Annotated in this window: 21 protein-coding genes; 7 read left to right on the top strand and 14 right to left on the bottom strand. The window is 69.7% G+C overall.

Features of this window, described 5'->3' with window-relative positions; all coding sequences use genetic code 11:
- Positions 1-27: 27 nt before the first annotated feature.
- Positions 28-1,365, top strand: a complete 1,338-nt coding sequence (tolB, locus tag ABIE45_RS15175; RefSeq protein WP_192708640.1) for a Tol-Pal system beta propeller repeat protein TolB — start codon at positions 28-30, stop codon at positions 1,363-1,365.
- Between the two features lie 144 nt (positions 1,366-1,509).
- On the opposite strand, the gene ABIE45_RS15170 is transcribed toward tolB, so the two are convergent.
- The 7 genes from ABIE45_RS15170 to secA all read right to left on the bottom strand — a co-directional run bounded on the left by ABIE45_RS15170 (position 1,510) and on the right by secA (position 13,702).
- On the bottom strand, positions 1,510-2,742 hold the full coding sequence (locus ABIE45_RS15170) for an MFS transporter (RefSeq protein WP_192708639.1): 1,233 nt from the start codon (positions 2,740-2,742) through the stop codon (positions 1,510-1,512).
- 123 nt (positions 2,743-2,865) lie between these two features.
- Positions 2,866-5,418, bottom strand: coding sequence for a PAS domain-containing sensor histidine kinase (locus ABIE45_RS15165; RefSeq protein ID WP_192708638.1), 2,553 nt, complete (start codon positions 5,416-5,418; stop codon positions 2,866-2,868).
- 384 nt (positions 5,419-5,802) lie between these two features.
- Positions 5,803-7,203, bottom strand: coding sequence for an adenosylhomocysteinase (gene ahcY, locus ABIE45_RS15160; protein WP_007566841.1), 1,401 nt, complete (start codon positions 7,201-7,203; stop codon positions 5,803-5,805).
- A gap of 159 nt (positions 7,204-7,362) precedes the next feature.
- The gene (locus tag ABIE45_RS15155; RefSeq protein ID WP_192708637.1) at positions 7,363-7,767 is read right to left on the bottom strand and encodes a CsbD family protein; all 405 of its coding nucleotides are present in this window, start codon (positions 7,765-7,767) and stop codon (positions 7,363-7,365) included.
- A gap of 306 nt (positions 7,768-8,073) precedes the next feature.
- On the bottom strand, positions 8,074-10,017 hold the full coding sequence (locus tag ABIE45_RS15150) for a KUP/HAK/KT family potassium transporter (RefSeq protein WP_192708636.1): 1,944 nt from the start codon (positions 10,015-10,017) through the stop codon (positions 8,074-8,076).
- 111 nt (positions 10,018-10,128) lie between these two features.
- Positions 10,129-10,803, bottom strand: a complete 675-nt coding sequence (gene bioD / locus ABIE45_RS15145; protein ID WP_192708635.1) for a dethiobiotin synthase — start codon at positions 10,801-10,803, stop codon at positions 10,129-10,131.
- 7 nt (positions 10,804-10,810) lie between these two features.
- A complete protein-coding gene (gene secA / locus ABIE45_RS15140) occupies positions 10,811-13,702 on the bottom strand; it encodes a preprotein translocase subunit SecA (protein ID WP_192708634.1) in 2,892 nt (963 codons plus the stop codon).
- Positions 13,703-13,962: 260 nt separating this feature from the next.
- Here secA and ABIE45_RS15135 point away from each other — a divergent pair, with 260 nt between their 5' ends.
- Positions 13,963-14,877: a peptidylprolyl isomerase gene (locus ABIE45_RS15135; protein WP_192708633.1), complete on the top strand. Its 915-nt coding sequence runs from the start codon at positions 13,963-13,965 to the stop codon at positions 14,875-14,877.
- A 36-nt stretch (positions 14,878-14,913) separates the two neighbouring features.
- Here ABIE45_RS15135 and ABIE45_RS15130 read toward each other — a convergent pair whose 3' ends face one another.
- The 4 genes from ABIE45_RS15130 to hemH form a co-directional block, all read right to left on the bottom strand.
- Positions 14,914-15,210, bottom strand: coding sequence for a type II toxin-antitoxin system RelE/ParE family toxin (locus ABIE45_RS15130; protein WP_192708632.1), 297 nt, complete (start codon positions 15,208-15,210; stop codon positions 14,914-14,916).
- The gene (locus ABIE45_RS15125; protein ID WP_192708631.1) at positions 15,207-15,464 is read right to left on the bottom strand and encodes a type II toxin-antitoxin system ParD family antitoxin; all 258 of its coding nucleotides are present in this window, start codon (positions 15,462-15,464) and stop codon (positions 15,207-15,209) included. Before ABIE45_RS15125 ends, ABIE45_RS15130 begins: the two co-directional genes overlap by 4 nt.
- A 125-nt stretch (positions 15,465-15,589) precedes the next feature.
- Complete coding sequence (locus ABIE45_RS15120; protein ID WP_192708630.1) at positions 15,590-15,748, bottom strand: hypothetical protein; 159 nt, start codon at positions 15,746-15,748, stop codon at positions 15,590-15,592.
- Positions 15,749-15,841: 93 nt separating this feature from the next.
- On the bottom strand, positions 15,842-16,924 hold the full coding sequence (hemH, locus tag ABIE45_RS15115; protein ID WP_192708629.1) for a ferrochelatase: 1,083 nt from the start codon (positions 16,922-16,924) through the stop codon (positions 15,842-15,844).
- Positions 16,925-17,205: 281 nt separating this feature from the next.
- Between hemH and ABIE45_RS15110 the strand changes: the two genes are divergently transcribed.
- A complete protein-coding gene (locus tag ABIE45_RS15110; protein ID WP_192708628.1) occupies positions 17,206-17,895 on the top strand; it encodes a uracil-DNA glycosylase in 690 nt (229 codons plus the stop codon).
- A gap of 13 nt (positions 17,896-17,908) precedes the next feature.
- Here ABIE45_RS15110 and ABIE45_RS15105 read toward each other — a convergent pair whose 3' ends face one another.
- On the bottom strand, positions 17,909-18,313 hold the full coding sequence (locus ABIE45_RS15105; protein WP_192708627.1) for a hypothetical protein: 405 nt from the start codon (positions 18,311-18,313) through the stop codon (positions 17,909-17,911).
- A gap of 274 nt (positions 18,314-18,587) precedes the next feature.
- Between ABIE45_RS15105 and ABIE45_RS15100 the strand changes: the two genes are divergently transcribed.
- Positions 18,588-19,055 (top strand): AMP-dependent synthetase, encoded by a 468-nt coding sequence (locus tag ABIE45_RS15100; protein WP_192708626.1) that lies wholly within the window; start codon positions 18,588-18,590, stop codon positions 19,053-19,055.
- A gap of 28 nt (positions 19,056-19,083) precedes the next feature.
- On the opposite strand, the gene ABIE45_RS15095 is transcribed toward ABIE45_RS15100, so the two are convergent.
- Entirely contained in the window at positions 19,084-19,527 is a 444-nt protein-coding gene (locus ABIE45_RS15095) for a disulfide bond formation protein B (RefSeq protein ID WP_192708625.1), read from the bottom strand.
- A gap of 200 nt (positions 19,528-19,727) precedes the next feature.
- Here ABIE45_RS15095 and ABIE45_RS15090 point away from each other — a divergent pair, with 200 nt between their 5' ends.
- The 3 genes from ABIE45_RS15090 (at position 19,728) to ABIE45_RS15080 (ending at position 22,491) form a co-directional block, all read left to right on the top strand.
- Positions 19,728-20,546 (top strand): enoyl-CoA hydratase, encoded by an 819-nt coding sequence (locus tag ABIE45_RS15090; protein WP_192708624.1) that lies wholly within the window; start codon positions 19,728-19,730, stop codon positions 20,544-20,546.
- Positions 20,547-20,668: 122 nt separating this feature from the next.
- Entirely contained in the window at positions 20,669-20,989 is a 321-nt protein-coding gene (locus tag ABIE45_RS15085; RefSeq protein WP_192708623.1) for a hypothetical protein, read from the top strand.
- 65 nt (positions 20,990-21,054) lie between these two features.
- A complete protein-coding gene (locus tag ABIE45_RS15080) occupies positions 21,055-22,491 on the top strand; it encodes a phospholipase D-like domain-containing protein (RefSeq protein WP_192708622.1) in 1,437 nt (478 codons plus the stop codon).
- Here the strand turns inward: ABIE45_RS15080 and ABIE45_RS15075 are convergent.
- Complete coding sequence (locus tag ABIE45_RS15075) at positions 22,409-23,197, bottom strand: endonuclease/exonuclease/phosphatase family protein (RefSeq protein ID WP_238196592.1); 789 nt, start codon at positions 23,195-23,197, stop codon at positions 22,409-22,411. The genes ABIE45_RS15080 and ABIE45_RS15075 overlap by 83 nt on opposite strands.
- Positions 23,198-23,369 lie beyond the last annotated feature (172 nt).

Raw genomic sequence — 23,369 nt, 5'->3', positions numbered from 1 at the left:
CTGATCGTCACTCGGATCCGACCCACCATGCTGAACACCCCCTCCGTCGGGCGCCGCCCGACGTCCTATGCCGCGCGCCTGATCGCGCTCCTCGTGATGCTGACGGGCTTCCTGGCGGGGCCGGCGCAGGCGCAGCTGCAGCTGCGCATCGGCGGCGGTAACTTCCAGCCGATGCCGATCGCCATCGCGGATTTCGGCGGCGATCCGAGCCTCGGCGGGCTCGTTTCCGGCGTGGTCACCAACGACCTCCGCCGCTCCGGCTACTTCACGCCCCTCGACCATGCCCGCTTCCCGGAGCAGCCGAACTTCGACGCGGCGCCCAATTTCGAGAAGTGGCGCGCCACCGGCATCCAGGGGCTCGTCACCGGCCGCGTCGTCCGCGACGGCGGCCGGGTCAAGGTCGAGTTCCGGCTCTGGGACGTCACCTCCGGCCAGCAGATGACCGGCCAGCAATACGGCACCGACTCCGCCAACGCCCGGCGCGCCGGCCACCTGATCTCCGACGCGGTCTACACCAAGATCACCGGTCTCGGCCCGTGGTTCGACAGCCGCATCGCCTTCGTCGACGAGACCGGCCCGAAGGAGAACCGCCGCAAGCGACTGATGGTCATGGATCAGGACGGCGCCAACGTTCGGGCCATCACCAGCGGCGAGATGTCGATCGTGGCGCCGCGCTACTCGCCGGCCACGCAGGACATCGCCTTCATGGCCCAGGCCACCGGCCACCAGCCGCGGGTTCAGGTGATCAACCTGGAGACCGGCTCACGGCAGGCGCTGGGCAACGTCGATTCGATGAGCGCGAGCCCGCGCTTCTCGCCGGACGGGCGCAAGATCGTCATGAGCGTGCAGCAGGGCGGCAACGCCGACATCGTGACGATGGACATCGCCTCGAAGGCCCAGCACTCCATCACCAACGGCATGGCGATCGATACCTCGCCGACCTACTCGCCGGATGGCGCGCAGATCGCTTTCGAGTCCGATCGCGGCGGCTCGCAGCAGGTCTACGTCATGGGCGCGGACGGCTCGAACCCGCACCGGATCACCTTCGGCGGCGGTTCGGCCTCGCAGCCGGCCTGGTCGCCGCGCGGCGACCTGATCGCCTACACGCGCCAGCGCAACGGCGGCTTCGCCATCTGCGTGTCGAAGCCCGACGGCTCCGGCGAGCGCGTCCTCACCGAAGGCTTCCACAACGAGGGTCCGACCTTCGCGCCGAACGGCCAGTACGTGCTGTTCTTCCGCGATCCCGGCGGCCAGGGCGGCGGCAAGCTGTTCATGGTCGACATCACCGGGAAGGTGGAGCAGCCGGTGCCGACGCCCGCCTACGCTTCCGACCCGACTTGGTCGCCCCTCCTGGCCGGCCGCTAAGCGGAGGACGGTTCAGACCGTCGTCACGCGCAAAGGCGATGTGATCTTAGGCGGCGCGCGGTCGGAACCTGCGGCGCCGCCTAAATAGCTTCGCCGCGCTCGCAAGGACGGCGTCGGATCTTCCCGGCCGCGCGACCGGTTCCGTCACCCCTGCACCATCAGGCGGTCGCGCGCCTTCAGGGCCGGGAACAGCCGCCCCCAGAGCAGCGCCACGCTGATCGTCGCGGCGCCTCCGATCACCACCGCCGGAACCGCCCCGACGGCCGCGGCCAAAAGTCCGGACTCGAACTCGCCGAGTTCGTTCGAAGCCCCGATGAAGACCGTGTTCACTGCCGAGACCCGGCCGCGCATCGCGTCCGGCGTCTCGCCTTGCACGAAAGTCTGGCGCACGTAGACCGAGATCATGTCGGCCGCGCCTGTGACGAACAGGCAGACCATCGACAGCGGCAGCGAGGTCGAGAGGCCGAACACCACGATCGCCGCGCCGAACACCGCCGCGGCCCGGAGCATCCGCACCCCCGCGTGGCGGCGCAGCGGGTAGTTCGCCAGCAGCACGGCCATGGCGACCGCACCGAAGGCCGGCATGCTCCGCAGTGCGCCGAGGCCGAGGGGGCCGACATGCAGCACCTCTCCGGCATAGATCGGCAGGAGCGCCGTGGCGCCACCGAGGAGGACGGTGAACAGGTCGAGGCTGATCGCGCCGAGTACCACCGGCTGCGAGCGGATGTAGTCGATACCGGCCGAGAGCGCCGCCCAGGTGATCGGCGGCCGCTCGCTCATCGCAGCCGGCCGAAAGCGGATCAGCAGCGTCAGCAGGCTTGCCAGGGCGAAGCTGCCCCCTGCCCCGCCGAACACCACGGCGGGCCCGAGGGCGTAGAGGAAGCCGCCCAGAGCCGGTCCCATCACGGACGCGCTCTGCCACAAGGAGGCATTCCACGCGATGGCCGAGCTGAATTGCGGTCCGGGGACCAGGGTCGGCAGCAGCGCCTGGAGGGCCGGGTTCGCGAAGGCCCGCGCGGTGCCGACGAGGATCACCAGGGCGTAGATCGGCCAGACCGACTGATACCCGGCCAGGGCGTAGGCGAGGAGGCCGAGGCTCGCCGCGCTCTGGAGCGCGAAGGCTGCGGCTCCGACGAGGCGCCGGTCGTAGGCGTCCGCCACGTGGCCGGTGATCAGCGCGCAGAGCACCGCCGGCAGGAAGCCTGCCAGGCCGACGAGGCCGAGCGCCAGGGCGGAATGGGTCAGGTCGTAGACGAACCAGCCGATCGCCACCGCCTGCATCTGATAGGCGAGGCCCGTGAGGAAGCGGGCCGCGCCGAACAGGCGGAAGTCGCCGATGCCGAAGACGGCCCAGCCGGAGCGATCATGTGCGGACATGTCCCCCTGCTGCGCGGGACCGGCACAAGAATCAAGCCTGACGGTGGGGACGTCCCGGGCCGCTCTCGAAACTCGGGCTGCCGCGCCGCGCGCATCCGGTCGGGCCGATCGGGATCGGCACGCTCAGTGCAGCGCCATCCCGGGCTTGCGCGGTGTGGTCACCGGGGGTGGCACCGGTGGTCGCGGCTCCGGGCGTGGTTCGCGCGCGGGGCGTCCCGAGAGGCTGATCGGGAAGGTGCAGGTCACGTGCGTCCCGTTTCCGGGTGCCGTCTCCAGGTGGACCCGCCCGCCATGCAGCTCGACGAAGGACCGCACGATCGAGAGGCCGAGGCCGACGCCGCGATGGCGCGTGCCCAGGGTGTGGCTCTCGAATCGGTTGAAGACGGAATCGGCGATCTCGGCCGGCATGCCGCGCCCGTAATCGCGCACGCTCAGGACCAGATCCTGCGCGTCCTTGCGGGCATGGACCTCCACGCGTTGGCCGGCATCCGAGAAGCCCACGGCGTTCGACAGCAGATTGAACAGGATCTGGCGGACCCGCTTCCCGTCCGCGTGGACGCTGCCGATATCCTCCGGCACGTCGAGGGCGAGGGTGATGTGCGATTCGGCGAGCCGGTCCTCGATGCCGCGGACCGCGGCCTCGACCGTAGCCTGGACGTCGACCTCCTCCCGCTGCAGCTCCAGCGAGCCGGCGTCGATCGAGGCGAGGTCGAGGATGTCGTTGATGATGACCAGCAGCGCCGCCGAGGAGCGCATGATGTGGTCGGCATATTCCCGCTGCCGCTCGTTCAGCGCGCCGACCGTCTCGTCGCCGAGGAGCTGGGTGAATCCGATGATGTTGGTGAGCGGGGAGCGCAGCTCGTAGGAGACGTGGTGCACGAAGGTGTCGCGCAGCTGCGCGGCCTTCTCCAGGGCGTCGTTCTTCTCGGTGAGCGCCCGCTCGACGTTCACGCTCGCGGTCACGTCGATCAGCGTCAGGAGGGTCGCGCCCTCGGGTAGCGGCTGTGCGGCGCAGTCGAGGACGGTGCCGTCCACAACCTCCAGGCGGCAGGATCGCGCGGTCCGCGATTCCAGCCCGACAACGGTGTCGCGGATGTCGAGCCAGGGCTCCTCGGCCGGCGCCAGCGACCGGCACGCCTGGATGACGGTGTCGACATGCGGGCGCTCCTCCACGATGGCGGGGTCGAGCCGCCACACGGTGCAGAAGGCGCGGTTGGCGAGGGTCAGGCGGCCGTCGGCCCCGAACACCGCGACGGGCTCGGCGAGCGTGTCGAGCGTCTCGGCCTGCAGGCGGCGCAGGGCGTTGTAGCGGGACTCGGCGTTCAGGTGATCGGAGACGTCGTCGAACAGGTAGGTCAGCCCACCCTGCGGATTCGGATCGGCGACCACGCGCAGCGTCCGGCCGTCGGGCAGGTACCACCAGGTCTGGTTCGCCTCCGCGGCCCGGTAGGCGGCAAGCACCCCCTGCTTCCAACCGCGGAAATCCGCGTGCTCCTCGAGCTTCCGCTCCGCCCGCAGGTGATCGAGGATCTCGCCGTCGGAGGGGCGGCTGTCGAGGAAGACCTGATCGAGGTCCCAGAGCTGCCGGTAGGCGGCATTGTGGAAGATCAGCCGCTGCGACACGTCGAACATCGCCACCGCGGTCGGCAGCTGGTCGAGGGTCCGGACATTGGCGTTCATCTGCCGCTGCAGGTCGACGCGGACGCTCTCCAGTTCCGAGACGTCGATGGCGATGCCGACCCGACCGGTATCGAGGCTCGTCTCGAAGACGTCGAGGACGCGGCGGCTTCCGGCGACGATGGCCGACAGACGCGGCACGCTTCGGGTCAGGCCGGCTGAGCGGGCGGCCTCCTCGCGGGCGATCGTCTCCCGGGCCGGCCGGTCGAGCAACTCGGTACCGGCATCGAGGGCCGCCTCGCGGCTTTCCGCCTCGACGGCGGCCACGTAGGCGGCGTTGACCCAGCTCAGGCTGCCCTCGCGGTTGCGCCGCCAGACCGGTTGCGGAATCGCGTCGAGGAGCCCCGACAGGGCCGACAGCCCGCGGCGGGTCTCGTCCAGGGTCGCGCGCAGGTCGGCGATCTCGCAGCGCTCCTGGCTGGTCTCGCGCAGGCGCAGCAGCGCCCGGCCGGCCACCGCCTGCCCGTGCGCCTCGATGTTCCGGCCGGTCTGCGTCCGGAGGCTCAGCGCGAAGCTCGTGCCCCTGGCCCGCAGGGTCTCCACGGCGGCCTCGACCGCGTCCGCGTCGGCGGCGATGAGCCACGTGCCGAAAGCCAGGACCCGGCGCGCGTAGCCCGAGGTCGGCCGCTCGCCGTGGATCGCCAGGCTGATGTCGCCCTCCACCACCGGCTCGCTGCGTCGGTCCCAGGTGACGATGATCTGCCGCTCGGCGTTGAGCAGCATCTCGGCCCGGTCGTGGGCGCCGCGCAGGACGTCGAGGGCTGCGGCCAGCTCGCGCTCGCGCCGCGTCCAGCGGCTGCGCTCATAGAGGTGGAGAAGCGAGAGGATCACCGCGAAGACGACGAGCCCACCGAAGACCGCGAGAGCGGCCACGCTGTGGATCTCGCGCGCCGGATGCGCCGCGGTCGCCTCGGGCAGTTCAGCGAGCGCCGCGCTCGCCGTGGTCAGGACAAGCGCGCCCACGCAGATCCGAACGTGTGTCGCACGACCGACACCCATGGCTTGCCCTGCCCCCAACCCATCGATGGCGGTCCGAGCGGCGCGCGTCATCGCGCGGCGCAGAACGCACCGTCCCCGCGGCAATCCCTCCGGACCGCCGCGGTCCCATCGATCAAAGATTCGCCGGTACTCTACAGTGGGGCGGAATCACCCCGGAAGGGGAACGAAGCGTGCCTTCTGGCAAGATGCGCATAATCAGCCGTTAACGACACACAGAAGACACAGTTCGATCTCGCATACAGAGGTTGACAAACGACGAGGCCCGACGCAGCGCGCCGGGCCTCGAAGTGTGGTCGATTCCGACGGCCGAGACCGTCTGTCGAGATTCAGACATGCAACCGGTGGTTCGACGCAGGTCTGCGCCGAACCCGGGCCGCAGCGTCCTCAGTAACGGTAGTGCTCGGGCTTGAACGGGCCGGACTCGGACACGCCGATATAGGCGGCCTGATCGGGGCGGAGCTTCGACAGCTTCACGCCGATCTTCTCGAGGTGCAGGGCCGCGACCTTCTCGTCGAGGGTCTTGGGCAGGGTGTAGACCTGCTTCTGGTACTTGCCCGGGTTGGTCCAGAGCTCGATCTGGGCCAGCGTCTGGTTGGTGAACGAGGCCGACATCACGAAGGACGGGTGACCGGTCGCGTTGCCGAGGTTCACCAGCCGCCCCTCCGACAGGAGGATGATGCGGTGGCCGTCGGCGAAGGTGATCTCGTCCACCTGCGGCTTGATGTTCGACCACTTGAGATTCTTGAGGCCGGCGACCTGAATCTCGTTATCGAAGTGGCCGATGTTGCAGACGATCGCCCGGTCCTTCATCGCCCGCATGTGGTCGATGGTGATGATGTCCTTGTTGCCGGTGGCGGTGACGAAGATGTCGGCGCGCGGGGCGGCATCCTCCATGGTCACGACCTCGTAGCCCTCCATGGCGGCCTGGAGCGCGCAGATCGGGTCGATCTCCGACACGAGCACGCGGCAGCCGGCGTTGCGCAGGGACGCGGCCGAGCCCTTGCCGACGTCGCCGAAGCCCGCGACCATGGCGACCTTGCCGGCCATCATCACGTCGGTGCCGCGGCGGATGCCGTCGACCAGCGATTCCTTGCAGCCGTAGAGGTTGTCGAACTTCGACTTGGTGACCGAGTCGTTCACGTTGATCGCCGGGAAGAGCAGCTTGCCCTCCTTGGCCAGCACGTAGAGGCGGTGGACGCCCGTGGTGGTCTCCTCGGAGACGCCCTTGATGCTGTCGGCGAGGCCGGCGAACCAGCCCTTCGGCTTCTCGGCGAGCTTCTTCTTGAGCAGCGCGAAGAAGATCTCTTCCTCCTCGCTCTCCGGCTTGTCGAGGAAGGCGGTGTCGCCGTTCTCGGCGCGCAGGCCGAGATGGACGAACATGGTCGCGTCGCCGCCGTCGTCGAGGATCATGTTCGGCATGCCGCCGTCATGCCAGTCGAACAGGCGCGAGGTGTAATCCCAGTACTCCTCCAGGGTCTCGCCCTTCACGGCGAAGACCGGAATGCCGGCGGCCGCGATGGCGGCGGCGGCGTGGTCCTGGGTCGAGTAGATGTTGCACGAGACCCAGCGGATGTCGGCGCCGAGCGCCTTCAGGGTCTCGATCAGCACGGCGGTCTGGATCGTCATGTGGAGCGAGCCGGCGATCTTCGCGCCCTTCAGGGGCTGCGCGGCGCCGTACTCCTCGCGGACAGCCATCAGGCCCGGCATCTCCGTCTCGGCGATCGAGATCTCCTTGCGGCCGTAATCGGCCAGCCCGATGTCCTTGACGATGTAATCCTTGGCCATGAGTCGATGGCTCCGTGTTCGCGTTGCGGTTCGGGCGAAGCCCCTACCACTTCGCGGGATACGAAGCAATCAAGACATAAAGATGTCTTTATGCGTTCCGCCCGGCGGGGCAGCCGCACGACCGGCTGCCCCGCCTTCGGCGTCACCGCGCAGGGCGGCTCAGCGGGTCGGCCGCGCCAGCCAGCCGAGGCCGAAGGCCATGGCGGCCACGAGCGCCAGCGTCGTGCCGCGGTTCTGGTCCGCGCGCCGCGCGAGGGTCCGGCCGTGGCGGACGGCTTGGTCGCGGTACTGTTGTCCGCGCTCGATGGCCTCGTCGGTGAGGGCATGGCTCCGCTCGCTGACTTGACGGAACCGGGTGCGTCCCTCCTCCACGAGGTGCTCGCCGCCGTGGCGCAGGTCGCGCACCGCGTCGCGCGCTTCCCCGTAGGCGTATTGCGCCGCTCCGATCACCTGGTCGTAGGCGCCGTCGAACTGGTCGCCGGCCCGACCGCGAACCGCTCCCGCCGCGGTCTTGGCTCGGCCCCGCAGATGGCGAAGGCCGCCTTCGAAATGATCTCTGTTCATCCTCGTCCCTCCGGTCCGGCGCACGCCGCGTGGGCGCGTCGCCTGCGTCGGGGCGCAACGAGGCCCGGCGGCCACGGTTCCGCGCCGTCCCGCATCGCCCGCTCAAGTTTCCGTGCATCGGCAGGCAAGGATCGGCGCCACGTACCGCCTGCCGCGCCGCGCCGATCCATGTGACGTCCTGTGCAGGCGACCGCTCCCGCGAACCTTTCAGGGCGGGTTGCCGACCGTTGTCCCGTTTGGACTTGGCGACATCACACGACGGAAGCGGCGGAGACTTGCGCGCGCGTCGGGCAGCCGCCCCAACGCCTAGATCTCGATCTCGGTCCCGACTTCCACGACCTGCCGGGTCGGCACGCCGAAGAAGGCGCCGGTGCGCTCGGCGTTGCGCTGCATGAAGGCGAACAGGTTTTCCCGCCAGGGCGCCATGCCGCGCTTATCCTTGCGCGGGATGATCGTCTCGTGGCCGACGAAGATGGTCATGTCGTCGAGGACGTGCGGCGGCAGGTGCCGGGACTCCACCGCGCAGGCCAGACCCTCCGGGATCGAAGCCTCCTCCATGAAGCCGTAGCGCAGGATCACCCGGTAGAAGTCCGGCGCCAGGATCGTCACGTGGGCACGCCGATCCTTCGGGACGGTGGGCGTCTCTTCGTAGAGCGCGGTGATGATCAGGATGCGCTCCATCAAGGCGTGGTTGCGCTCCACGAACCGCGAGAGGTGCAGCGGAATGCCGTGCTCCGCCGCCGAGAGGAAGGCTGCGGTGCCCGGCAGGCGCAGCAGATCGCGGTGCTGAAGTCCGGCGAGGAACACATCCTCCGGCAGCCTCAGGGCGACCCGCGCCTTCTCGACGAGCTCGTTGCCCTTCTTCCACGTCAGCATCATCAGGGCGACGACGCCCGCGAGAATGAGGGGAAACCAGCCGCCCTCCAGGATCTTCACGCTGTTGGCGGCGAAGAACACCGCGTCGATCGCGAGGAAGAAGCCGTTCACCGCGACCACCAGAAGCGGGCTGTAGCCCCAGCGCAGGGCGATCAGCGCGGCCAGCAGCGTGGTGATCGCCATGAGCATCGAGACCGCGATCCCGTAGGCGCCGGCCAGCGCGTCGGACGAGCCGAACATCACCACCGCCACGAAGGTCGCGGCCGCCAGGAGCCAGTTCACCATCGGGACGTAGATCTGTCCGCGCTCCTCCCGGGCCGTCTGCACGATGCGCATCGCCGGGAGGAAGCCGAGCTGGACGGATTGCTGGGTCAGCGAGAACACGCCCGAGATGATCGCCTGGGACGCGATGATCGTCGCCATCGTGGCCAATGCGATGAGCGGCAGGTGGCCCCAATCCGGGCACAGCCGGAAGAACGGGTTCTCGATCGCGTCGGGGGTGCCGATCAGCAGCGCGCCCTGGCCGAAATAGTTGAGCATCAGCGCGGGCAGGACCAGCGCGAACCAGGAGAGGCGGATCGGCATCGCGCCGAAATGCCCGAGATCGGCATACATCGCCTCGCCGCCGGTCACCGCCAGGAAGGCCGCGCCGAGCATGGCGAAGCTGACGTGCACCCCGGCGTGCAGCATGAAGTCGAGCGCGTGAAACGGGTTGGCGGCCGCGAGCACCTCGGGATGGCGGACGATGCCGACGGTTCCGAGCAGCGCCAGCACGACGAACCAGACCAGCATGACGGGCCCGAACACCCGGCCGATGGCGGCCACGCCCTTGTGCTGGACCAGGAACAGCCCGACCAGGATCACCAGCGTGATCGGCACCACGAACGGCCCGAGCGCGGGCGCGTCGACCTTCAGGCCCTCGATCGCCGACAGCACCGAGATCGCCGGCGTGATCGCCCCGTCACCGTAGAGCAAAGCCGCGCCCACGAGCCCGACCACCAGAAGCAGCGCCTTCCAGGTCCCCGGCCGCGCCTGCCGCGCGCCCAGCAGCGCCAGCATGGCGACGATGCCGCCCTCGCCGCGGTTGTCGGCGCGCAGGATCAGCACCGCGTATTTCAGCGACACGATCAGGATCAGCGACCACAGGATCAGCGACACCGCACCCGTGGCCGCCGCCAGCACCGAGGCGCCGCCGGCCGTCGCCGCCTTCACCGCCTCCTTGAACGCGTAGAGCGGGCTCGTGCCGATGTCGCCGTAGACCACACCCAGAGCGCCCAGGATGAGGGCGGGCCGCAATTGGCCGCGCGTCGGCGCGTCGCCGTCCGAAGCAGCCTGGGACCCGGAATGCGCCACGGGGGCAAGGGACTGACTCAACGCAGGACTCCGGCAAGGCGTCCCTCGGGTCCGGGGTGCGGCGCCTCCGTCGAAGAAGTAGCGGCTGCGGCCAAGCCGTCCAGCGCCGCGGCGGTCACGATCCTTGGCGCTTCAGATCAGGTCGGCGAGGCTGTCGGGACAGGGCTCACCGCGTCTCAGGCAGAAGACCGGCGCGCCGGCATGGCGGGCGATCGCGCCCGCCACCGTGCTGGCCGGTGCCGGCGCCCCCTCGCTCTCGCTGATCGCCACGGCGAGCAGCGGAATCGCGTGCAGGCGCAGGGTTTCGCAGGCGGTGAGCGCGTGACTGATCGCCCCGAGATAGCTGCCGGAAACCAGAACGGCCGGAACGCCGAGCGCCCGCAGCCAGTCGAGACCCGTGGCTGTCTCGGTCACCGGGCTCATGAGGCCGCCGACGCCCTCGATCAGGAGCGTGCCCTCGCGTGTGCCGGCGATCTGTGCGCGGCACCAGCCGACGAGGTCGGGGAAGTCGAGGGACCGCCCCTCCAACGCCGCCGCCTGATCGGGCGAGAGCGGCGCCGAGAACCGCCAGGGTGAGCACGCCGCAACGGCCGCCTCATCGAGGGCGAGATCCTGGGCGTCGAGCAGTTGGGCGGTGTCGCTCTCGGTGAAGCCGGGATCGCCGAGCGGCGGGACTCCGCTCGCGAGCGGCTTCAGGGTCCGGACCGGCCGGCCCAGCGCCCGAAGGCGCCGGGTCAGGGCCGCGGTGACGTAGGTCTTGCCGATCTCCGTCCCGGCCCCCGCGATGAAGACCGCCCGCGCGGGCATGCCGGCCTCAAGCCTGCAGGCTGCCGTGGCAGTGCTTGTACTTCTTGCCCGAGCCGCAGGGGCACGGCTCGTTGCGGCCGACGCGGCCCCAGGTGGCGGCGTCGGTGGGATCGCGCTCCAGCACCGCCCCGTCCGCGGCCAACCCCTGCGCGGCGAAGCCGTAGGCCGGACCACCGCCGCCGTCGCTGCCCGAGCCCTGACCGGCGTAGTCCATCTCGTTCTCGCCGGTCACCGGATCGAGATGCTGGGCGAACATCGGCGGCAGCGCCGGGCCGCCGGCCGGGTATTCCGCCTGCGGCTCCTGCATCATGATCTCGACCCGCGAGAGCTGCGCGGTGACCTGCTCGCGCAGGGCGGTCACGAGCCCGTTGAACAGGTCGAACGCCTCGGACTTGTACTCGTTCAGCGGGTCGCGCTGGGCGAAACCGCGCCAGCCGATCACCTGCCGCAGGTGATCCAGGGTCACGAGGTGCTCGCGCCACAGGTGGTCCAGGGTCTGAAGCAGGACCTGCTTCTCGATATAGGCCGTGACCTCCGCGCCGTTCTTCTCGGTCCGCTCGGCATAGGCCGACTCGGCAGCCTTGAGCAGGCGCTCGCGCATCTCCTCGTCGGCGATGCCCTCCTCCTTGGCCCAGTCCTCGACCGGTACGTCGAGGTTGAGGATGTCCTTCACCTGCTCGCGCAGGCCGGCGGTATCCCACTGCTCGGCGTAGGCGTTCTCGGGGATGTGGCGGGCGACGAGATCGTCGATCACGCCCTCGCGCATCTCGTCCACGGTGTCGCGGACGCTGTCCTGGCCCATGAAGTCACGGCGCTGCTCGAACACGACCTTGCGCTGGTCGTTCATGACGTTGTCGTACTTGAGCACGTTCTTGCGCATGTCGAAGTTGCGCGCCTCGACCTTCTGCTGCGCCTTCTCGATCGCCTTGTTGATCCAGGGGTGGATGATCGCCTCGCCCTGCTCCAGGCCGAGCTTCTGCAGCATCCCGTCCATCCGGTCGGAGCCGAAGATCCGCATCAGGTCGTCCTGAAGCGACAGGTAGAACTTCGAGCGGCCGGGATCGCCCTGACGGCCGGAGCGGCCGCGCAGCTGGTTATCGATGCGCCGCGACTCGTGGCGCTCTGTGCCGATGATGTAGAGGCCGCCGGGCAGCGCCTTCTTGCGGCCCGCTTCCGGATCGGCCGGCTCGCCGGAGGCCAGCACCTTGGCGCGGTTCTCGGCGATCTCCTGCTTGATCGCCGCGATGGCGGCGTCGCGCTCCGGCCCGTCCGCGAGGTGGCCGAGCTCCTTCTCGATCCGCATCTCGAGGTTGCCGCCGAGTTTGATGTCGGTGCCGCGGCCGGCCATGTTGGTGGCGATGGTGATCGCGCCGGGGACGCCCGCCTCGGCCACGATGTAGGCCTCCTGCTCGTGGAAGCGGGCGTTCAGCACGGCGAAGCGCTTGGTCACCCGGCCCTCGCGGGCGGCGGCGTAGACGTCGGTCAGCGCGTTCGGGTCGGAATAGTCGAGCAGGCTGTAGCCGGCCTTCTTGAGCATCTCGGCGAGGTGCTCCGACTTCTCGATCGAGCCGGTGCCGACCAGGATCGGCTGATGGCGCGCATGCGCCTTGTCGATCTCGGCGATGATGCCCTCGTACTTCTCCCCGACCGTCCGGTAGACCTCGTCGTCCTCGTCGACGCGCTCGACCTCCTTGTTGGTCGGGATGTCGACCACGTCGAGCTTGTAGATCTCGGCGAACTCGTCGGCCTCGGTGGAGGCCGTGCCGGTCATGCCGGCGAGCTTCTTGTAGAGGCGGAAGTAGTTCTGGAAGGTGATCGACGCGAGCGTCTGGTTCTCGGGCTGGATCGTGACCCGCTCCTTGGCCTCAAGCGCCTGATGGAGCCCCTCCGAGTAGCGCCGGCCCTGCATCATGCGGCCGGTGAACTCGTCGATGATCACCACCTCGTCGTTCTTGACGATGTAGTCCTTGTCCCGGGTGAACAGCGTGTTGGCCCGCAGGGCTTGGTTCACGTGGTGGACCAAGGTGACGTTGTGGGCGTCGTAGAGGTCGCCCTCCTTGAGGAGACCCGCCTCGCGCATCGCCTCCTCGATGAACTCGTTGCCCTCCTCGGTGAGCGAGACGGTGCGCTGCTTCTCGTCGAGGTCGTAGAACTCCTTGCGCAGGCGCGGCATCAGCGCGTCGACCGACACGTAGAGTTCCGACCGGTCGTCGACCGGGCCGGAGATGATCAGCGGCGTGCGCGCCTCGTCGATCAGGATCGAGTCGACCTCGTCGACGATCGCGAAATTATGCCCCCGCTGCGCCAGCTGGGACATCTCGTACTTCATGTTGTCGCGCAGGTAGTCGAACCCGTACTCGTTGTTGGTGCCGTAGGTGATGTCGCAGGCGTAGGCGTCCTTGCGCTGCGCGTCGTCGAGCCCGTGGACGATCGTGCCGACGGACAGGCCGAGAAACCGGTAGACCTGGCCCATCCACTCGGCGTCGCGGGAGGCGAGGTAGTCGTTGACGGTGACGACGTGGACGCCCTTGCCCGCGAGCGCGTTCAGGTAGACCGGCAGCGTCGCCACCAGGGTCTTGCCCTCGCCGGTCTTCATCTCGGCGATGCCGCCCTCGTGCAGCACCATGCCGCCGATCAGCTGCACGTCGAAGTGGCGTTGGCCGAAGACCCGCTTGGCGGCCTCGCGCACTGTGGCGAAGGCCGGCACCAGGATGTCGTCGAGGCTCTTGCCGGCGGCGAGCTCGGCCTTCAGCATGTCGGTGCGGGCGCGCAGGGCCTCGTCCGACAGGGCCTGGATCTCCGGTTCCAGCGCGTTGATCTGCGCCACGCGGGGGCGGTAGCCCTTGACGCGCCGGTCGTTGGAGGAGCCGAAAATCTTCTTGGCGATCGAGCCGAGCATCGTTGACCTGCGGACGCGCGAGCCCGCCCACGGGTGAGCGTGGCGGGCCGGCCTGGACGGAGTTGGCCGGGCTTATAGAGGTAAACATCGCCCGGTGCACCTGAAAGGGGCAGCCCTCAACGCGGGTCGGTACGGTCACGGTTCCGGGATGCACGGAACGGCAGCGCTTGCCTTCTCGCGCGACGCGGGCCACCTGTGCCGCGGCCTGTCGCCCGGCCCGATTGGGGCGGCACGAGACGTCAGTCGAGGACTTCGCCCGCATGCCGAACACCGCCCTCCTCCGGCGCGCCAGCGCGCTCGCCGTCATGCTCGCGATGCCGGGATTCGCGCTGGCCCAGGCGCCGCAGAAGGCCCCGGCACCGGCCTCGACGCCCGCGGCGAACACGCCCGCCGCGCCCGGGCCGGATTCGGTCGCGGCGACCGTCAACGGCAAGCCGATCACGCAGGGTGATCTCGCCATCGCGGCCGAGGACCCGGCCCTGTCGCTGCCGGGCGTCGACGACGCGCAAAAGAAGAATCTGCTCGTCGACTACATGGTCGACCTGCGGGTCGGAGCGCAGTCGGCCGAGGCCGCCAAGATCGGCGACACGCCGGAGTTCAAGCGCAAGCTCGCCTATTTCCGCGACAAGCTCCTGCTCGACGACTACCTGGAGCAGGAGGCCAAGCGCGCGGTCACGCCCGAGGCCGAGCACGCGATCTACGACCAGACCGTCAAGCTGATGAAGCCCGAGGAGGAGGTGCATGCCCGCCACATCCTCGTGGACAACGAGGCCGAGGCGAAGAAGATCGCGGCCCGCATCAAGGGCGGCGAGGATTTCGCCAAGGTCGCGGCCGAGGCGTCGAAGGATCCGGGCTCGAAGACCGAGGGCGGTGATCTCGGCTGGTTCACCAAGGAGCGGATGGTCCCGGACTTTGCCAATGCGGCCTTCGCGATGAAGGCCGGCCAGGTCTCCGAACCGATCAAGACGCAGTTCGGCTGGCACGTGATCAAGGTCGAGGAGAAGCGGATCAAGCCGCAGCCGACCTTCGACGAGCTCAAGGAGCAGATCGATCAGCACCTGATCCGCAAGGCTCAGCAGGACATGATCCTGAAGCTGCGCGCAGAGGCGAAGATCGAGCGCACGGACGCGCCGCCGGCCCCGGCTGAATCCGCGCCGGAGCCCAAGAAGCCCTGATCCGAGCGCGGTTGACGGTCGGGCCGGACAGTCCGGTCAGGATGGGAAAAGGCGTGTGGCATGATCCACTGTGCCACGCAGGATGTGCAGGATGACGACGTTATCGGTCTCAACCCTGTAGAAGATCAGGTAGTCGCCCTGCACACGCCGTCGAACGCCGCGGTCCTCGTAGCGGGGGACCAGCGGAAAGCGTTCGGGGAAATCAGCCAGCGCCAAGCAGGCCTCGCGCAGTTCCCGCACGAAACTGAGTGCGCGCTTCGGATTGTCCTGCGCGATGTAGTCGCCGAGCGCTTCCAGATCGTGTTCCGCCGCGTCCGTGAAACGGACGATCATTCTGTCCCGGCGCCGAGCGAACGATACTTGCTCTCCAGCCGGTCGAAGACCTCTTCGGCCGACTTGGTCTGCCCGGCCTGAGCCTGAGCGAGGGCGATCGTGATCGATCGATCCAGAGCGGCGAGGCTCGCTTCCCGATCGCGGATCAAGCGGACACCTTCCCGCAGCACCTCGCTCTCCGAAGTGTATCGGCCGGTCTCGACCAGCCGCATCACGAAGGCCTCAAGCTGATCCCCGAGCTCGGCACGAATCATCGCGTCCTCCTGATGGGCGGATCCGTCCAAGATAACCGAAGCCCATCGCATCCGACCATTGGAAAGCGCAGCTTTGTGCCGCGCTGTCGGCCGACATCACGGGTCCGGAGACTCGGTCGAGCCCGTCAATACGGCCGATCGGGGACCAGATAGCTCGACCGTTCCGGCGCGGCCTGCGGCGTCACCCCGAGCGCGGCGAGCTCGTCGCCGCGGCGCCCTTCGGCAATCCTGTCGAGCACCGCGATCAGCAGCCACGGGCACGCGATGCCGATGAAGAACGCCATGTTATCCTCCCGCGCCGGATCGACGGACCCGTCCGGCTTAGGAAAATAATAGGGGGGCTTGGCCGGCCCGCAAGCGGCGATACCGGCCGATCGTCAGACCCAGCCCTGAAGCTCGCGGCGCACCACGTGCTCGATGACCTTCATGCCGAGGTCGCTGTCGTTCAGGCACGGGATGTAGGCGAACTTCTCGCCGCCATTCTCCTCGAAATAGTGGCGGTTCTCGCCGTCGAGCTCCTCCAGCGTCTCCAGGCAATCCGCCGTGAAGCCCGGGGCGACGATCGCCATGCGCTTCACGCCGGATTTCGCCAGCTCCATCACCGTCTCGTCGGTGTAGGGCTTCAGCCATTCCTCGTTGCCGAAGCGCGACTGGAAGGTCACCCGCATCTTGTCCGGCGACAGGCCGAGCTTCTCCCGGATCAGCCGGCCGGTCTTGTGGCACTGGCAATGGTAGGGATCGCCCTTGAGCAGGTAGCTCCGCGGCACCCCGTGGAACGAGGTGAGGATCACCTCCGGCTCGAAATCGAGCTTCGCCAGACCCTCGCGGATCGAATCGGCCATCGCGGCGATGTAGACCGGATCGTCGTGATAGGGCGGCGACACCCGCACCGTCGGCTGCCAGCGCATGTCCATCAGGGCGCGGAACGCCTGATCGCAGGCGGTCGCCGAGGTGGCGGCGGCATATTGCGGATAGAGCGGCACCAGCAGGATGCGGTCGCAGCCCTGATCGAGCAGGGCCTGGATTCGACCGGCGACCTCGGGCTTGCCGTAGCGCATCGCCCAATCGACCACCACGGAATCGCCCATGGCGGCCTGCAGGCGCTCGCTCTGGCCGCGGGTGATGGTCTTGAGCGGGCCCTCGTTCAGGACGTTGTTCCAGACGCTGGCATAGTCGCGCCCCTTCGGCTTGGGACGCTTGGTCAGGATGACGAGGTTGAGCAGCGGCCACCAGATCAGCCGCGGTACCTCGATCACCCGCCGGTCCGACAGGAACTCCTTGAGGTACCGGCGCATGGGCCAGTAGGTCGTGCCCTCCGGCGTGCCGAGATTCATCAGCAGGACGCCGACACGGCCCCAGGCCACCTTCGGGTGGTCGGCCGGCAGGCCGTCCGCCGCGGGCTTGAGGGTCGTCAGGGGCCGGCCATTCGCCAGCGCGGCGGGTTCGACGCGTTCGTTCATGGCATCGTTCCGGCGCCGCGCGCCGTGTCCTTCCTCTGGCTTCGGATATCCGGGGGCCGGCGCGTGCGCTTGGGCCTGGACCGGAGGCTTGCCCCTGTCGGGTGCGCTCCATGTAGGGTGCGATGCCGCCCGGCGAAGACCGGACGCGACATGCCGCACCGTGAGGCGCCGCGCGCTCGACCCCTGTCCCTAACCCTTTGTCGCCGCCAGCCGCAACCGCCACCCCGGTGGCGGAGAGCGGCCGCCGCCGATCCCGGCCGCACCGTCCAACGCGAGACCCTATGACCGACACGCCCGTCGCCGACGCCCTCGCCGCCTTCCGCGCCTCCGGCTCGCCCTGGCTGGCGCTGCCGTTCTTCGCAGGGGGGCAGGCCGACGCCGTGGCGGCGCGCGTCGATGCCCGTATCGCCGCGGGCGCCCGCGTGCTCCCGGCACCGGACCGGATCTTCCGCGCCCTGACCGAGACGCCGCTGCCGGCGGTGCGCGCGGTAATTCTCGGGCAGGATCCCTACCCGACCCCCGGCGACGCCAACGGCCTGGCCTTCTCGTTCGTGGGCTCGGGCCGCCTGCCCGCCTCGCTGAAGGTGATCCTGGCGGAGGCCGGCTCGGACCGTTCCGCGGGCGGCGACCTGACGCCCTGGGCGCGGCAGGGCGTCCTGCTCCTCAACAGCGCGCTCACCGTCGAGGCCGGCAAGGCCGGGGCGCATCTCCGCTACGGCTGGGCGGCGCTGACCGACGAGGCGGTCGCCGCAATCTCGGCGCGTCCCGAGCCCTCGGTCTTCCTGCTCTGGGGCGCCCAGGCCCGCGCCCGGGCGGCGCTGATCGATCCGCGCCGCCACGGCGTTTTCGAGAGCGGTCATCCCTCGCCGCTCAACCGCGCCCGGGATTTTCCCGGCTCGGACCCGTTCGGGCGGGCCAACCGCTGGCTTTCCGAGCACGGCGGCTCACCGATCGACTGGCGCCTCGGCTGAGTGCCGCCGACGCTCACTGGGGCTTTGCGGTCTCCGCCGGCTTGGCCGCCGGAGCGCTCGAATCCTGACCGGCCGGCAGCAGCACGTTCTTGGCGACGGTGCCCTCGGGGCCGTACTCGCCGGCCACCGCAATGCAGGCCTGATCGCGGTTCTGCACCATCTGGTTCGACATCAGCGTGAACATGGTCTGCACGCGGTTGCCGAACGGACCCCGCGGCTGGACATCGGCGATCTGCACGTTCTGCTTCGCCAGCAGCGCCTCGAACTGGTCGCTGCCGATCCGGTAGCCGCAGACATTCGAGGCGGCGAAGATGTAGGCGGCGAATTCCAGGGCGCGCGGGCCCGGCGCGTTGCGGATCTGCGCCTGAGCCGGGACGGCGGCGAGAATCAGGGCAGCGGGAAGGGCGATGTGGCGCATGCGGAGTTGTTTCCTCGAAGACGGGCGAACTCTGGCGGGTCGCCTCGGGCGGGCGGGACATAGGACCATGCCGGCCATTCGCCAATGCGACCGAATTTGCCTGCAAACGACGGCCCGATTTTCATGACCTGTTGGCCATAGGTGCAGTCCAGGGCCGTGGAGCGGCCGAAAATGCACCCGTGTTCCGGCCGGGCCGCGCCGTGAGAGAGAGTGTTAACCTGCCCGCGTCACGCCAGACGTCACGATCTATCCAGATCCAGGCGGTCTGCATCGCATGTACGGCGTCAACTCCTCTGCCGCACCACTTCCGGTCCCGGCCCCCCAGGACCCGGCCCGCCTCTTCCGGACCGGCACGGCCGGGCCTGGTGCCGCCGACCGGCGCGGCGCCGGGGCCGCAGCCCCGGTCTGCCCGCACCGGGTCGCGCGCTGGGCCATCGGCGAGGGCCTGCGCGCCGGCGACGCTGTCGCGCTTCTGGTGCAGGAACTCGCGCAGGCGGAGGCCATGCGCCTCGGTCTCACCCGCCTCGGCCTTCGGGTCACCTGCCTGGACGGGAGCCGTCTCGGCGACGCGCCGACCGACAGCCTGTCGTTGTCGGGCGCTGCCCTGGTGATCGTCGATACGGCGCTCGCGCAGGCCTATGCCGGATTGATGGGGCAGCTGTCCGCCTATCCCCCGGTCTGGTGGAACGGGCCGGGCGCCGATTTCGCGAGCCTCGATCTGGCGCTGGCCGAGCTGGCGTAGGGCGCGAGGCGAATTCCGTTCCGCGCCGTCAGCGCGGGCCGGCGTGCCCCAGCCAGCTGTCCAGCGCCTCGTAACGCGTGGGGTCGTCCGGGCAGAGGCCGGTGCCGCATTCCTCCGCCGCCGACACGGCATTGGCGAGGACGACGCCGAGGACCAGCAGCAGGCACGCCGCGCCGAATCGGCCGGCCCCGCCGTTGTCCGCCCGGCGCTCTGCCCGGAGGACCCCGTCGCCGAGGAGCAGCACGCCCAAGCCGACGATCAGGGCGACGAAGGCGATAAGCGCCAGCGTGTAGAAATGCAGCCCGAGCAGGGTCGAGCCGAAGCCGCCGGTGCCGGGGACGACGTGCAGGGCGACCTGCCGCTCCGCCACGAAGGCGCCCGCGACGGCGCTGAGGATCGCGATCCCGTCATGCGACGGAAGCGGACCGAAGCGCAGGTTGAGCGCGAGGCCGACGAACGGCAGCACCATCATGGCTCAGATCCCCGATCGCAGCCGCTACGTGCAATCTCCCGCGTGGATCGGCCTGATAAGCGTGCCAGACCAGCGGTTTCACCTTCCTGGAGGCAGTCCGTCCAGTCCGGCGGCATCGCTGGGGCTCGGCCCGCGTGCTAATCCTCGGGCCACAGGATCGGCCGCACACGCCACGGCGGCCGGCATCGGGAGACGCCCTCATGACCGCAGCCCTGTCCACGGTCCCGCCCGCCTCGGCCAGCTCCGATGCGCCGATTCTGCTGCGCGAGGACGCCGACGGGATCGCGACGGTGACCCTGAACCGGCCCCAGGCCCGCAACGCCCTATCGATGGCCCTGATGGGTGCGCTCCAGGACCAGCTCGACGCGATCCGTGCGGATCCCGGGATTCGCGTCGTGGTCCTCCAGGGGGCCGGTCCCGCCTTCTGCGCCGGCCACGATCTCAAGGAGATGCGCGCCGATCCGTCGCGGGAGGCGACCGAGGCGGTGTTCCGCACCTGCGCCCGGCTGATGCTGAGCCTCACGCGCCTGCCGCAGCCGGTGATCGCCCGGGTCCACGGCATCGCGACCGCCGCCGGCTGCCAGCTCGTGGCGACCTGCGACCTCGCCGTCTGTGCCGAGGAGGCCCGCTTCGCGACGCCCGGCGTGCAGATCGGCCTGTTCTGCTCGACCCCGATGGTGGCCCTCTCGCGGGCCGTGTCGCGCAAGGCCGCCCTGGAGATGCTTCTCGTCGGCGAGCCGATCGACGCTGCCGAGGCGCTGCGGATCGGCCTCGTCAACCGCGTCGTGCCGCAGGCGGATCTCGACGCGGCGGTCGGCGCCCTCGCGACCCGGATCGCCGGCAAGGCGCGGCGCGTCCTGGCGATCGGCAAGGAGGCGTTCGGCCGCCAGATCGAGATGGGCCTGGAGGAGGCCTACGGCTACACCGCCGAAATCATGACCCGGAACATGATGATGGCCGACGCCCACGAGGGCATCGACGCCTTCCTGGGCAAGCGGCCGCCGCGCTGGGAGCCGTAGGTTCCCCGCGGCCTGACGCGATACGACGCAGGCCGGTTCGCGTAGGTTATGGCGCCGTCCTGCCCTAGGATTGAGGGTACGCCCGGTCCTGCCGGGTTCGGCGCCCCAATGCGGAACGGCTGATGAGCACCATCGACCTGTTCGGTCTGACGCTCGCTTTCTACGGCGCGATGCCGCCCCCTCGGCCGCAGCGCCCCGATCGGAACGGCGCCACCTGGGCGGCCGCCCTGGTGTTCGGCGGCATCTGCTTCGCCACGATAGGGCCGATGATCACCATCTGGAGCTTCCACCGGCCCTACGCGGAGGCGAAGGCGCGCTGCATCGAATCCGGCGGCCGCGTGCTGTACGCGGCCCTCGACGGGAGCGGGCCCTATCGCTGCGAGCGGCCGGTGGTCGGGCCCGTCGCGTCACCCATTGCCTCCCCGGCCAAGCCGACCGATTAATCCGCGCCGCCGCGCATCTTTCGGGTATATCCGGCGCCACTTCACGCGAACCGGATGCCGAGACCTTGGACAATGCGCTCACTCGATGGGTCCAGTCGACCGCCCTGCTGCGGTCGGACGTGGAGGCGCTCATCGGCTTCGCGCTCGCGATCGGCGTGACCCTGCACGCCCTGCTGCGCAAGCGGCGGGTGAGCGTGGCGGTCGGATGGATCGGGCTCGCCTGGCTGTCGCCGATCTTCGGCACCGCCCTGTACCTGACCTTCGGCATCAACCGCGTCTCGCGCCGCGCCCGGCGGCTCCGGACCAAGCCTTCCGACGCGACGAACCTGCCCGACACCGACGACGCGGTCGTGCCGGAGACGCTCTGGCCTCTGGACCGCGCGATCCGGCGGATCACCGGCCTCCCGGCCTTCGCGGGCAATGCCGTCCAGATGTTCCGCAACGGCGACGCGGCCTATCCCGTCATGCTGGCCGCCATCCGGGAGGCGCGGGCGAGCATCGCCCTGTCGAGCTACATCTTCCGGGACGATGCGACGGGGGGCGAGTTCTGCGACGCGCTGGTGGAGGCCAAGGCGCGCGGCGTGAGCGTCCGGGTCATCATCGACGGCATCGGGGGCGGCTATTTCCGGGCGCCTGCCTACCACCGCCTGACGGCCGCCGGGGTGCCGGCGGCCCTGTTCATGCACTCCGCCCTGCCCTGGCGAATGCCGTTCCTCAACCTGCGCTCGCACAAGAAGCTGCTGATCGTCGACGGGCGCGTCGCCTTCACGGGCGGCCTCAACATCTCGCAGCCGAACCGCGTCGCCCTGAAGCCCGAGCACCCGATCCGCGACACCCATTTCCGGCTGACCGGCCCCGTCGTCGAGCAGCTCGCCGTCGCCTTCGCGGCCGACTGGGCCTTCGTGGCCGGCGAGAATCTCGATGCCGAGCCCTGGTTCGCCGATCTGGAGCCGGCCGGCTCCAGCGTCGCCCGCGCGGTCACGTCGGGCCCGGACGCCGACGTGGAGAAGATCGAGCAGGTCATCCTCCAGGCGCTGGCCTGCGCCCGCAAGACGGTCCGGTTCGTGACGCCGTACTTCCTGCCCGACGAGCTGGTGACCGGCGCCCTGGCGCAGGCCGCGACCCGCGGGATCACCGTCGACGTCATCATCCCGCGGGTCAGCGACCACCCGTTCATCGACTGGGCGACCCGGGCCCATCTCGACCCGCTGCTCCGGGCCGGCGTGCGGGTCTGGCTCGACGAGCCGCCGTTCGATCACTCGAAGGCGATGGTGGTCGACGACATCTGGTGCTTCGTCGGCAGCGCCAACTGGGACATGCGCAGCTTCCGGCTCAACTTCGAGCTGAATGTCGAGATCATCGACGCGGAACTGGCCGCCGAGCTCGACCGGTTCATGCGCGGCAAGATGGAGGCGCGTCTCAGCCGGGAGGACCTCGCCGCCCGCGTCCTGCCGATCCGTCTGCGCGACGCAGGCGTGCGACTGCTGCTGCCATACCTTTGAAGCGCCCGGGCGCGTGCGCCTCCGGCGCCGGCCCGAGATGGACGACGATCGGCCGGTGATCGGACGGACCGCGGGGCAGCACGTCGTGCGCGTGGCAGATGAGGCCGCGGGCGAGGCACCGGTCGAGCCGCAGCGGCAGAACGTCCACCATCGCGTGGGTCGGCCGGCGGGGACCGACGTCGCGGAAGCCCGGGATCAGCGCCGGACCGACGATGTTGTAGTCGCCGAGCACGGCGGCGCGCGGCGGCAGCTCGGTGACGATGCGGCGGAGCTGGCGGCGGTTCAGCATCTGCCCGTGCGACAGATGGACGTTGGCCACGCCGAACTCGCCGAGGTCGAGGATCTGGCAGACCCGGTGCACCAGGGCGCCGGAGGGCAGCGTGATCACCCGCGGCGGCGCCGGCCAGGGTTCGGGGCTCCACATGGCGAGCCCGTGGATCCGCCCCGGCAGGGGCGCCCAGGCATAGTGGCCGCCGATCCGGTCCAGCAGGAAGCCGATGGCGCGGGTCGCCTCCTGCATCAGCAGCAGGTCGGGCTTCTCCTGGGCGATCAGGGCCGCCACGTCGTCGACGGCGGCGCCGGTTCGGCGCAGGAGGTTCCAGCTCACGATCTTGAACGGCGCGTGTCCGCGGGCCGCCGGCCGGAGCGGCAGATCGGGAGCCGCGGTCAAGCCGGGCCGGGCCGGGGGGCGTGCAGCGATGTTCATCGGGCCGGACTTGCCTCTCATCACGCGGCTCTCCCGCCACCGCCACGCTGTAACGCGCGCGCGGCTCCGTCGTTCGACGGCCTTTGCGCCAATCGGCCGACACGATGGTGCCTATCCCGCATGTCCCACAGGCCGGCGACGAAGGCCGCTTGAGGCTACCCCTGCCGGCGGC

This window comes from Methylobacterium sp. OAE515 (genome assembly GCF_041806315.1).
Taxonomy (GTDB): Bacteria; Pseudomonadota; Alphaproteobacteria; order Rhizobiales; family Beijerinckiaceae; genus Methylobacterium; species Methylobacterium tardum.
This window is presented reverse-complemented; position numbering and strand designations above follow the sequence as displayed.

Coding starts and splice junctions, on each gene's coding strand:
- tolB (WP_192708640.1), top strand. CDS start 28: ATGCTGAACACCCCCTCCGTCGGGCGCCGCCCGACGTCCTATGCCGCG.
- ABIE45_RS15170 (WP_192708639.1), bottom strand. CDS start 2,742: ATGTCCGCACATGATCGCTCCGGCTGGGCCGTCTTCGGCATCGGCGAC.
- ABIE45_RS15165 (WP_192708638.1), bottom strand. CDS start 5,418: ATGGGTGTCGGTCGTGCGACACACGTTCGGATCTGCGTGGGCGCGCTT.
- ahcY (WP_007566841.1), bottom strand. CDS start 7,203: ATGGCCAAGGATTACATCGTCAAGGACATCGGGCTGGCCGATTACGGC.
- ABIE45_RS15155 (WP_192708637.1), bottom strand. CDS start 7,767: ATGAACAGAGATCATTTCGAAGGCGGCCTTCGCCATCTGCGGGGCCGA.
- bioD (WP_192708635.1), bottom strand. CDS start 10,803: ATGCCCGCGCGGGCGGTCTTCATCGCGGGGGCCGGGACGGAGATCGGC.
- secA (WP_192708634.1), bottom strand. CDS start 13,702: ATGCTCGGCTCGATCGCCAAGAAGATTTTCGGCTCCTCCAACGACCGG.
- ABIE45_RS15135 (WP_192708633.1), top strand. CDS start 13,963: ATGCCGAACACCGCCCTCCTCCGGCGCGCCAGCGCGCTCGCCGTCATG.
- ABIE45_RS15130 (WP_192708632.1), bottom strand. CDS start 15,210: ATGATCGTCCGTTTCACGGACGCGGCGGAACACGATCTGGAAGCGCTC.
- ABIE45_RS15125 (WP_192708631.1), bottom strand. CDS start 15,464: ATGATTCGTGCCGAGCTCGGGGATCAGCTTGAGGCCTTCGTGATGCGG.
- ABIE45_RS15120 (WP_192708630.1), bottom strand. CDS start 15,748: ATGGCGTTCTTCATCGGCATCGCGTGCCCGTGGCTGCTGATCGCGGTG.
- hemH (WP_192708629.1), bottom strand. CDS start 16,924: ATGAACGAACGCGTCGAACCCGCCGCGCTGGCGAATGGCCGGCCCCTG.
- ABIE45_RS15110 (WP_192708628.1), top strand. CDS start 17,206: ATGACCGACACGCCCGTCGCCGACGCCCTCGCCGCCTTCCGCGCCTCC.
- ABIE45_RS15105 (WP_192708627.1), bottom strand. CDS start 18,313: ATGCGCCACATCGCCCTTCCCGCTGCCCTGATTCTCGCCGCCGTCCCG.
- ABIE45_RS15100 (WP_192708626.1), top strand. CDS start 18,588: ATGTACGGCGTCAACTCCTCTGCCGCACCACTTCCGGTCCCGGCCCCC.
- ABIE45_RS15095 (WP_192708625.1), bottom strand. CDS start 19,527: ATGATGGTGCTGCCGTTCGTCGGCCTCGCGCTCAACCTGCGCTTCGGT.
- ABIE45_RS15090 (WP_192708624.1), top strand. CDS start 19,728: ATGACCGCAGCCCTGTCCACGGTCCCGCCCGCCTCGGCCAGCTCCGAT.
- ABIE45_RS15085 (WP_192708623.1), top strand. CDS start 20,669: ATGAGCACCATCGACCTGTTCGGTCTGACGCTCGCTTTCTACGGCGCG.
- ABIE45_RS15075 (WP_238196592.1), bottom strand. CDS start 23,197: ATGAACATCGCTGCACGCCCCCCGGCCCGGCCCGGCTTGACCGCGGCT.